Annotated in this window: 11 protein-coding genes and 1 pseudogene; 7 read left to right on the forward strand and 5 right to left on the reverse strand. The window is 69.3% G+C overall.

What is annotated here, in order from left to right; genetic code table 11:
- A partial coding sequence (locus tag SACSA_RS21295) for a cytochrome ubiquinol oxidase subunit I (RefSeq protein ID WP_019813544.1) occupies nt 1-650 on the reverse strand: 650 nt, incomplete at its 3' end.
- A gap of 248 nt (nt 651-898) precedes the next feature.
- On the opposite strand from SACSA_RS21295, the gene SACSA_RS0103505 reads away from it, so the two are divergent.
- On the forward strand, nt 899-1,498 hold the full coding sequence (locus tag SACSA_RS0103505; protein WP_019813545.1) for a TMEM165/GDT1 family protein: 600 nt from the start codon (nt 899-901) through the stop codon (nt 1,496-1,498).
- 90 nt (nt 1,499-1,588) lie between these two features.
- Here SACSA_RS0103505 and SACSA_RS0103510 read toward each other — a convergent pair whose 3' ends face one another.
- Nucleotides 1,589-2,218 carry an IclR family transcriptional regulator gene (locus tag SACSA_RS0103510; protein ID WP_019813546.1) on the reverse strand — a complete coding sequence of 210 codons (630 nt, stop codon included), beginning with the start codon at nt 2,216-2,218 and terminating at the stop codon, nt 1,589-1,591.
- Nucleotides 2,215-3,069 (reverse strand): hypothetical protein, encoded by an 855-nt coding sequence (locus tag SACSA_RS0103515; RefSeq protein ID WP_048876380.1) that lies wholly within the window; start codon nt 3,067-3,069, stop codon nt 2,215-2,217. The genes SACSA_RS0103510 and SACSA_RS0103515 overlap by 4 nt, the downstream gene beginning before the upstream one ends.
- A gap of 286 nt (nt 3,070-3,355) precedes the next feature.
- Between SACSA_RS0103515 and SACSA_RS0103520 the strand changes: the two genes are divergently transcribed.
- Entirely contained in the window at nt 3,356-4,183 is an 828-nt protein-coding gene (locus SACSA_RS0103520) for a DUF2470 domain-containing protein (RefSeq protein ID WP_019813548.1), read from the forward strand.
- A 94-nt stretch (nt 4,184-4,277) separates the two neighbouring features.
- Here the strand turns inward: SACSA_RS0103520 and SACSA_RS0103525 are convergent, their stop codons facing one another.
- The gene (locus tag SACSA_RS0103525; protein WP_332253224.1) at nt 4,278-5,882 is read right to left on the reverse strand and encodes a BCCT family transporter; all 1,605 of its coding nucleotides are present in this window, start codon (nt 5,880-5,882) and stop codon (nt 4,278-4,280) included.
- Between SACSA_RS0103525 and SACSA_RS26560 the strand changes: the two genes are divergently transcribed.
- From SACSA_RS26560 to SACSA_RS0103545, 5 genes are all read left to right on the forward strand, one after another.
- Complete coding sequence (locus SACSA_RS26560) at nt 5,866-6,075, forward strand: hypothetical protein (RefSeq protein WP_232212830.1); 210 nt, start codon at nt 5,866-5,868, stop codon at nt 6,073-6,075. The two genes, SACSA_RS0103525 and SACSA_RS26560, sit on opposite strands and share 17 nt — an antisense overlap.
- A 140-nt stretch (nt 6,076-6,215) precedes the next feature.
- Nucleotides 6,216-6,980: a CPBP family intramembrane glutamic endopeptidase gene (locus SACSA_RS0103530; RefSeq protein WP_019813550.1), complete on the forward strand. Its 765-nt coding sequence runs from the start codon at nt 6,216-6,218 to the stop codon at nt 6,978-6,980.
- A 117-nt stretch (nt 6,981-7,097) separates the two neighbouring features.
- On the forward strand, nt 7,098-7,289 hold the full coding sequence (locus SACSA_RS0103535) for a hypothetical protein (RefSeq protein WP_019813551.1): 192 nt from the start codon (nt 7,098-7,100) through the stop codon (nt 7,287-7,289).
- A 171-nt stretch (nt 7,290-7,460) separates the two neighbouring features.
- Nucleotides 7,461-8,804: an arginine deiminase gene (locus SACSA_RS0103540; protein WP_019813553.1), complete on the forward strand. Its 1,344-nt coding sequence runs from the start codon at nt 7,461-7,463 to the stop codon at nt 8,802-8,804.
- 148 nt (nt 8,805-8,952) lie between these two features.
- Nucleotides 8,953-9,501, forward strand: a complete 549-nt coding sequence (locus tag SACSA_RS0103545) for a ferritin (RefSeq protein ID WP_028661497.1) — start codon at nt 8,953-8,955, stop codon at nt 9,499-9,501.
- A gap of 59 nt (nt 9,502-9,560) precedes the next feature.
- Here the strand turns inward: SACSA_RS0103545 and SACSA_RS21300 are convergent.
- A pseudogene (locus SACSA_RS21300) lies at nt 9,561-10,092 on the reverse strand (hypothetical protein); the annotation flags it as partial.

Here is a 10,092-nt window from a genome sequence, read left to right on the forward strand (position 1 = left end):
CGCGCGCCGGGCGAGGTCCGGGCGGGACGCCCGCGCCAGAGGTGCCAGCTCGCGATGCCGACGAGGAACGCGGCGGCGACGGCGAACGCTCCCGCGATGGTGTGCGGCACGGCGGCCAGGGCGGTGCTGTTGGTCAGCACGGCCCCGATCGAGGTCATCGTCGGCCTGCCGTCCACGAACTCGGCACCGACCGGGTGCTGCATCCAGGAGTTGGCGGCCAGGATGAAGTAGGCCGAGGCGATCGTGGCCAGGGAGAACGCCCACGCGCACGCCAGGTGCACCCGCTTCGGCAACCGGTCCCAACCGAAGATCCAGAGACCGAGGAAGGTGGACTCGACGAAGAACGCGACCAGACCCTCCATGGCCAGCGGAGCACCGAACACGTCACCCACGAAGCGCGAGTAGGCGCTCCAGTTCATCCCGAACTGGAATTCCTGGACGATACCGGTGACCACGCCCATGGCGAAGTTGACGAGGAGCAGCTTGCCCCAGAACTTCGTCATCCGGAAGTAACGCGGCTCACCCGTGCGCACCCACGCCGTCTGCATCCCGGCGACCAGGACGGACAAGCCAATGGTCAGCGGCACCATGAGGAAGTGGTAGACGGTCGTGATGCCGAACTGCCACCGCGCGAGTTCGAGGACGCTCACGAGATCGACTCTGCCGGCGACCTGCTCTTTCCCATCAGGTCCCTTGATCCTGGACTCCGCGGGACCAAGGTCCCGCACCCGCGCGACCCTCGGGCCGAATCATTGTTTTCGTCACGCCGAAGATGTCTTTTCGGATACGCGTCCGCATATTCTCGCCAAGCCGGACCAAGCGATTCGTGATACCCATGTACTAGGCATTTTCACGGCCACCCCTTTATCGTTGCAGAGGAAAGGGGTGAGTATTCGACGTGTCCGCCGCGCTCACAGCGTTCGTGACGGCCTTCGCACTGGTGGCGGCCGTGGAACTGCCGGACAAGACGACTGTGGCGACGCTCGTGCTCACCACCCGCTTCCCCGCGCGGGCGGTGCTGACCGGGGTGGCCGTGGCGTTCGCTTGCCAGACACTCGTCGCGGTGGCCTTCGGGGGCGTACTGACGGCGTTGCCCGATGCGGTGGTGTCGGTGGCCGTCGGCCTGATGTTCGGCATCGGCGCCGTCCTGCTGCTGCGGGAAGGGTTCCAGACGGGTGACGACGCCTCCGTCGACGCGGCACGCAGTGGGCCCGCGCCGGTGGGCTTCGTCCGCGCGGCGGTGGCGTCGTTCGCGGTGCTGTTCGCCGCGGAGTGGGGCGATGCTTCCCAGTTGACCATGGCGGGACTGGCGGCGAACTCCGCCCAGCCGTTCGCGGTGGCCGGGGGCGCTCTCACCGCCGTGCTGGGCGTGTCGGGTCTGGCTGTGCTGATCGGCCACAAGCTCCGGGACCGTATCCGCCCGAGACCGCTCCAGCGTGTAGCAGGGTTCGTGCTGGCCGGCCTGGCCGCCGTCACCTTCGGCAGCCTGCTGGTCTGATGCCGACCGTCCCGCCCGGGTCGGGGGCCGCGACCGCGGACTCGCGCGCCGCCAGGGGCAACTCGCGCGCCGCCAGGGGCAACTCGCGGGTCAGGTGCGGAGGGCGTCGGCCAGGGTCGTGGCCGCCTCGACGAGCTGGGAACCGACGGTGGCGTTGTCGAGGGCCGTCAGCGACACCACTCCCAGCACCGCCCGCACACCCGGGATGCTGCGCACGGTCGCGGCCACCGAGAACGTGCCGCGCTGCGGGTCGCCGGAGACCGCCGCCCACCCTCGGCCCCTCGGACGCTGGGCGAGGGCCTTGCCCACGGCGCCGCGCGCAGCCGGATGCCTGCTGCCCACGCGGTAGGCGACGTGGAAGGTCGTCCAGGACGGCTCTGCGACGGCGACGACGTGGACGTGCTCACCCTCGACCACCGACAGGTGCGCCGTCGCACCCACCGACTCCGCCAGGTCGTGCAGCACGGGCCGGGCGACGGCGCGTAGCTGCGGCAGCATCTGCCCCGCGAGCCGCAGAACCCCCGAGCCGAGCCGGACCCGGCTGCCCTCCCGCCACACCAGTCCCCGCTCGGCCAACGGGACCAGTAGCCGGTACACGGCGGCTCTGCTCGACCCGATCGCGGTGGCCAGCTCCGAGATGGTGGCCGAGCCGTCCGCGTCGGCCACCGCCTGCAACACGGCGAGACCGCGATCGAGCGTGAGCGAGCCCTCTCTGGTCACAACAGTCCGAGCCCCTTCAGGTCGGTGACCGACTCGTCGAACGTCGCGGAGGCGTAGGAGGCGAACAACGAGCGCACGGCCTTGGCGGCGTCGTCATTGAGCGAAGCCGCCTCCGAGGCGAGACTTTCACCGTCGGTCGAGCCGAGTGCCTCCCGCACGTCGCCGCCGGAGAGGCAGCGCGCCGCCGCGACGATCAGGTTCAGAAACCCGTGGTGCTCGAAACCGGTCTCCGCGTCGGTGTGCCGCACGGCGCGGTGCAGGCTGTTGGTCGCCTTGAACGACGCGCCGGACTCGCTGCCCACGACGGAGAAGAAGTCGGCGACCTCGTCGACGCTCGGGAAGTTCTCACTCGACAGGCCGCCGCACCGGATCTTCGGCCAGCTTCCGTGCTCGATCACCTTGCGCACGCCGTCCAGCCAGCCGACGCCCCTGCGGGGCTCGACCACCCGGATGACGTCCTCGGGGACGAACTCGGAGACGCGCTCCAGCCACACTTCGTCGACGTCCGACGGCGCGGGCATCTCGACCATCCGCAGCGAGAGCAGTTCGTCCCGGGACTCGACGATCGAGATGGCCTTGGGAACACCGCCGAGCCCGGTGTCGATGATCAGTGAGAGCGGGAGCGGCTCCTTGGGCCGGATCTTGATCAACTCTGTGATCATCTCCGGGAGCCGGGACGCCGGGCAGAGGAAGACGCCGAGCACACCCGCCTGTTCGCCTGCCCTGTTGTCGAGATGAGTGATCAGGGCCTGCGACATCGTCGCGTCTCCTGGCGGGAACAGCGCCGAGTCGTCGACGAGCCGCGCGAGCAGGGGTGGCGTTCCTCGGGGGCCTGGGGGCGGGAGTTCCACAGCGCTTGACACGCCCCACACGCTAATAGCGAACGAAATCAGGACAAAACTGTTCGATCGTCGAACGCGTCGCCGCCGTGCCACCCCTCGTCGCCGCGCGCGCCCCTGCGCCGGACGCCGAGCGGACGCAGGGTGGCCACGGCCCTTCCGACGGCGTGCGTCGTCGCGACGACACCGCCCGTGACGTGCCGGAGAACACCCTCGACAGAGATGACAGGGAGGTTAGGCTTACCTAACGTCGCGCGAGACGCACCGTGGAATGCCGCCGTCCGAAGCGAGGTGAGCCGTGAGCGACTCCCTGCCCCGCCGCCCGCCGACCCCGAGGCCCGCCGAACGCGCCAAGACCATGGCCGTCCGGGGCGGCCCCGCGACACTCGTGCCCGCGCTCGGCGAACGCGGCGAACCGGGAATCGACGGCGCCCACACCGGCGAGCGGATCACCCCTGCCCTGTGGCATCTGCACGCCGGGGACGACGTCAGCGTGCTGTTGCCCGACGAGGACCCGCTCGTGTGCTCCGTGCGGGACGCGGGCACCGGGGAACTGGCGATGACCCTGGAGGTCACCGATCTCGCGCCGTTGCCCATGCGGCAACCGGTACGCGGCCTGCTGTGGCTGACCGGGTGGCTGCGCGCGCTCGACGAGGCCTCGGCCCGCGCGCGGGCCCTGCGCCTGTCCGAGACCAATCCGGACCCGCGCGTACTCGACCTCGGCCACGGGATGACCATGCTCCGGCTCACCCCCGTTTCGGTCGTGCTCGCCGACACCGAGGGCACCCACTCGCTGAGCCCGGTGACCTTCGACGCGGCCCAGCCGGACCCGTTCTGCCGGCACGAGCAGCGCTGGCTCGAGCACCTTGAGCACGACCACACCGATGTCGTGAGCGCACTGGCCCGGCACGTGCCCGAGGAACTGACCGACGGCCGTGTCCTGCCGCTCGGGCTCGACCGCTGCGGGATGCGGCTGCGGGTGGAGACCGACTCCGACGACCACGACATCCGGCTCGCCTTCTCCCGCTCGATCGAGGAACCTCCGCACCTGTCGATCGAGCTGCGCAAGCTCGTCGGATGCCCGTTCACCCGGCAGCGGGAGCAGGACCGGCAAGACCGGCCCTGACCGGCGCGCCGCGCGGGGCGCGCGGTGGCCCCGACACGAGAACGGCGCCTCCGCGGTACGCGGGGGCGCCGTTCTCGTTGAGCGCGGGTGTCGTCTACGACGACGGCGTCGCGCCCTTGGTGGCCGTCGAGGACGTGCCCGACGACCCGTCGCCGGACGACTCTCCGTTCGGTTCCACCAGTCCCTCATCGATGAGGCTGTGCGTGATGTGCTCGGTCAGCTCCTGCCGCTGCATCCGGCGCTGTATGCGCAGCATCGTCTTCCGCTCGTTGCGGAAGTCCCGGATGATCGACACGCACATCAACAGCATGACCACGCTGAACGGCAGCGCGATGAGGATCGACATCGTCTGCAACGCGCTCAGACCGCCCGCGAACAGCAGGGCGACGGCGACCGCGCCCTCAAGCGTCGCCCAGAACACGCGGCTCCAGGTGGGCGGGTTCGGGTCACCGCCGGAGGCGAGCATGTCCACCACGAGCGAACCGGAGTCCGAGGAGGTGATGAAGAACAGCGCGATCAGGATGACGGCACCGACGGTCATGACCGTCCCGCCGGGCAGCGCTTCGAGCATGCCGAAGAGCGACCCTTCCTGACTGACCTCGCCGTCGACGATCAGCCCGCCCTGGCCGAAGAGCTCACGGTAGAGGGCGGTGCCGCCGAACACGCTGAACCACAGCATCGTGACCGCGGTCGGCACCAGCAGCACGCCGGCGACGAACTCACGGACGGTGCGGCCACGCGAGATACGCGCGATGAACACACCGACGAACGGCGCCCACGCGATCCACCAGCCCCAGTAGTAGGTCGTCCAGTACGCCTGCCAGTCCGTGCCGGTCTCCACCTCGAACGCGGTGGTGTTGAAGCTCATCTGCAGCAGGTTCTGGAAGTACGCGCCGATCGACTGCACCAGATCCCGGAAGATGAAAAGCGTCGGCCCGAGGATCAGCACGAGCAGCAGCAACACCGCGGCCAGGCCGATGTTGAAGTTGGACAGGTAACGGATGCCCTTCTTCAACCCGGTGACCACCGAGACGATCGCCGCGAGGGTGATCGCGCCGATCAGGATGACGTAAGTGAGGTTGCCCGGGTTCGACACGATGTCGAGGAACTCGAGCCCGGCGGCGATCTGCATCACGCCCAGGCCGAGCGAGGTCGCGACACCGAACAACGTACCCACGATCGCGGCGATGTCGATGACATCACCGATCCAGCCCTTGACGCGCTTGCCGATCAGGGATTCCACCGCGTAGCGGATGCTCACCGGGCGCTTCTTCCGGTGGATCGCGTACGCGATCGCGAGGCCGACCACCACGTAGATCGCCCACGGGTGCAGCCCCCAGTGCAGGAACGTCTGCACGAGGGATTCCTGTGCCCCGGCCTCGTCCTGGGTGATGCCGGTCGCGCGGTTGGGCACACCGGCGTAGTGGCTGAGCGGCTCGGCCACGCCCCAGAACACCAGGCCGATGCCCATCCCGGCCGCGAACAGCATCGCGAACCAGGACTTCATGCCGAACTCGGGCTCTTCCTCGTCCGGCCCCAGCTTGATGTCACCGTAGTGGCTCAGCCCCACCCAGACGGCGAACACGACGAACGCCGACACGATCAGCATGTAGTACCAGCTGAACTTGCCGACGACCTCGGACTGGAGCGTGCCGATGGCCGACTCCATCGCCTCCGGCGCGATGACGGTCGCGATCACGAACGCCAGGATGATGATCGCGGACGGCCAGAAGACCTTCGGCGCGATCGACGGTGTCGAGGATCGTCGTGAACCAGGCGGCGCCACGGCCTCTGTGTTTGACGTTTCCGCCACGAGGCTTGCCTCCTTCATCGGATTTTGGGTCCGTAAAACCCTAGTACCTATCGGGATCGATCAGGTCGGAACGTTATGAGACTGCCTCCTGAGTTCACATGGTGCCGCCTCGACGGCGCGGTCCCCTTGGCGATGACCAGGGGTTTCACCCGTCTAATGTAACGTGCCACGGTGTCCCGACTCGCACGTGACTGGCTCGCTCCCACCCACCGCACACGAATGGATACGGTGCGCGATCCCGCGCAGCGCCGCGCGTTGCTCGTCGAACTCGTTCTGGTCTTCTCGATTACTTTGGGTTTGTCGGGCATGCGCAGCGCGTTGTCGTTATTGGACGCGCTGCTGCGACCGGAACCGCTGAACCAGCAGCAGGCGGCCATCAACGCGCCCCAGGCCACCGTCGAGGTTCTCGACCTCGCCCGGCAGCTGCTCGGGGTGGTGCAGCTCGTCGGATGGGGAGCACTCGGCCTCTACCTGCTGTGGCGGACCGGGACGCGACTCGCTGGGATCGGAGTGGACGGACGGCGTCCGGGCCGTGACGCGCTGTGCGCGGCAGGCCTCGCCGCACTCATCGGCATTCCCGGACTCGCGTTCTACCTCGGCGCGTGGCAGCTCGGCTTCAACCTCGCCGTACAGCCGTCCACCTTGGACGAGACGTGGTGGCGGCCGATCGTGCTGACGCTGGCCGCGTTCGGCAACGCGGTCGCCGAGGAGGTGCTCGTCGTCGGCTACCTGCTGACCCGGCTGCGCCAGCTCGGACTCGGGGAGAACGCCTCCCTGCTCGCCTCGGCGGTTCTGCGCGGGACCTACCACCTTTATCAGGGCATCGGCGGTTTCGTCGGCAACCTGCTGATGGGTGTGGTCTTCGGCAGGGTGTGGCAGCGGACGAACCGGCTGTGGCCGCTCGTGGGAGCCCACACGCTGCTCGACATCGTGGCGTTCGTGGGATACGCGCTCCTGCGCGACCACGTCTCGTGGCTGCCGTGACCGCCCTCCCGGCGCGTCGGCTTGCGGGGCCATTCGAACAAGTGTTCTCATGATGGAGTGGGGACGGCACCGCACCCGCTACCCCGACAGCAGCGTCGACAGCAGGAGGGGACGACGATGGCTTGCAAGATCACCCACCGGGTCAACGAACAACAGATCCGGTTCGCCAATCGCGACGCCGCCGAGCGCTACGCCGAGATCATGGGCGGCGGGGTGGACAACTGGGTGTTCACGACGATCACCCAGGCCGAGACGAGCCCATTCGTGACCGCGGAGCCCACCCCGGCACCTCGCCTGCCGACGCGGTGAGCCTCAGCGGCCCGCCGGGTTCGGCGTGCGCGCGCCGCACGCAACGAAACGCTCCCGGCGGGCCCGTTTCGTTGTGGTCCACGATCGCCGTCCGGCGCGGGCGTGACCACGCCACGCCGGAGCGTTTCGTCACCCGCCACGAGACGGGCGCGGTCACTACGCTCGTCTGACGTGACAGGGACGACACCGCACGACACCGTTTCCCCGCCCAGCGCGTCCGTACCCGGCTACGGCGCGGCCGCCGACCACGCACCGGACGTCCGGCCCACCGCACGGGTCGAGAGTGAGGTCGGCCAGTTGCGCACGGTACTGCTGCACCGGCCCGGCAACGAGCTACGGCGGCTCACCCCGCGAAACAACGACCAACTGTTGTTCGACTCGATTCCGTGGGTCGACCGGGCTCAGCAGGAGCACGACGCCTTCGCCGAGGTACTCCGCGGCCGGGGCGTCGAGGTGCTGCTGCTCACCGACCTGCTGCGGCGCGCGCTGGAGGACGACCGCGCCCACGTGGCGGGGGTGCACGCGGCGGTGGACGACAAGCGGCTCGGCGCGGGACTCGCCGACGCGCTCCGCTCCCACCTCGCGTCGGCCTCGCCCGGGACTCTCGCCGAGATCCTGACCTCGGGACTGACCTTCGAGGAGCTGCCCGCCGCGGAGGGCGCGTCCCTCGTACGCCGGATGCACCACCCGCACGACTTCGCCGTGGACCCGCTGCCCAACCTGCTCTTCACCCGCGACTCGTCGGTGTGGGTCTCGGACCGGGTGGCGGTCTCGTCACTCGCGATGCCCGCCCGGCGCCGGGAGACCGCACTGCTCGACATCGTCTACGCCTACCACCCTCGCTTCCACGGAGCCGTCCGCGCCTACGGGGCGCACTCGGCACCCGTCGAGGGCGGCGACGTGCTGCTGCTGGCACCCGGTGTCCTGGCCGTGGGCGTGGGCGAACGCACGACACCGGCGGGCGCCGAGTCGCTGGCCCGCTCGGTGTTCGCCGACGACCTCGCGCACACCGTGCTGGTCGTCCCGATCGCGCAGGACCGCGCGACCATGCACCTGGACACGGTCTGCACGATGGTCGGTCCCGACGCGGTGGTCATGTATCCGCCCGCGGGCGACTCGCTCGTCGCCTACACACTGCGGCCCGGTGACGCGGCCACGCGCGGCTCCGGTGGCGACGGCACCCACCCGCGAGTCGACCTGCGGGTGACCGGCCCCGAACCGTTCCTCACGGCCGCGGCACAGGCCATGGGCATCGACCGGCTGCACGTGATCGACACCGGTCTCGACCCGGTGACCGCCGAGCGCGAGCAGTGGGACGACGGCAACAACACGCTGGCGCTGCGCCCGGGCGTGGTCGTGGGCTACGAGCGCAACGTGGAGACGAACGCGCGGCTTGAGGAGGCGGGCATCGAGGTCGTGCGTATCGAGGGCTCGGAACTGGGGTCCGGGCGCGGCGGCCCGAGGTGCATGTCGTGCCCCGTCGCCCGGGACGCCACACCCGCGGGCGGAAATTGATCGACAATCCGCTTAGGCAAGCCTGGCCGAATTAAAGAAAGGCTTGCCTCAATAAGATTAACCTTGGCTCCGAAATTGTAGCCGAATGGGAGCGAAGTCACCACTGGAGACTGGATGAGATGAGCCTTCCGGGCGTATGGTGAAGGACATGGCAACCTTCAAGAAGCAACCGCGCTCGAAGTTCTATGAATTGCTCCAGGCGCAGATCCGAAACGAGTTCCACGCCTCGCAGCAGTACATCGCGCTCGCGGTGTGGTTCGACAACGAGGACCTGCCCCAGCTCGCCAAGCACTTCTATCGGCAGTCGCTCGAGGAGCGCAATCACGCTCTCGCGATGGTGAAGTACATGACCGACACCGACCACCACGTCGAGATTCCGGCCGTGGGCGAGGTGCGCAACGACTTCTCCGAGGCGCGTGAACTCGTCGCGCTCGCGCTCAAACAGGAGAAGGAGGTCGCCTCGGACATCGAGGAGATCGCGAAGGCCGCCCGCGAGGAAGGCGACTACACGGGCGAGCAGTTCATCCAGTGGTTCCTCAAGGAGCAGGTCGAGGAGATCGCGTCGATGTCGACGTTGCTCACCGTCGTCGATCGCGCCGACGGTGACCTGTTCCAGGTCGAGCAGTTCCTCCACCGTGAGAACGTCGGTGACGAGGACGACCCGACGATGCCGCCGGTCGCGGGCGGCGCGCTGTGACGACCGGACGGCCCGCACAGCACGGCGGCGGGCCGCCACGGCGGTCGGCGGGCTGGTCGTCAGCAGTCGAACCGGGGTGAGGTGAGGCGCAGGTCGGTCACCACGCCGTCCCGCACCGCGAACCGGTAGTCGCCTCCCTCGGTGCCCACGACGTAGTCGGAGCCCTCCTGACGTGCCGTCGGGTAGGTGGCCCGCACCCGCTCGGCCGGGGTGCCGACCCCGACGCCGTCGGCCGTGCGGGCACCCGTGGCGACGAACGCGACGACACCCTCGGTCTCCGAGATCGTCACGTGCCGGACAGCGTCGTCGCCCTCGACGAGCGCGTACGACGCGCACACCTCCGGCGCCGGTGCCTCGCCGCTGACCTCGAGCAGGTCGGTTTCGACGGCCTCCCGGTACGGCATTCCCAGTTCGAGGGTGCGGTAGCCGTCGTGCCGGAGCACCGGCCCGCTCGCCAGGGACTTGCCGTGCATCGTGGGCACCGCCGTCCCCCGCTCCCGCGTCGGCACCGACCGCGACGACGGCGCGGTGGTCGCCGGGTCGGATCGCTCCCGCCTCGGAGGGGGCTCGGCAGGCACCCCCGCGCTCGGC

It is taken from the genome of Saccharomonospora saliphila YIM 90502 (assembly GCF_000383795.1).
In the GTDB taxonomy this organism is placed as follows: Bacteria; Actinomycetota; Actinomycetes; order Mycobacteriales; family Pseudonocardiaceae; genus Saccharomonospora; species Saccharomonospora saliphila.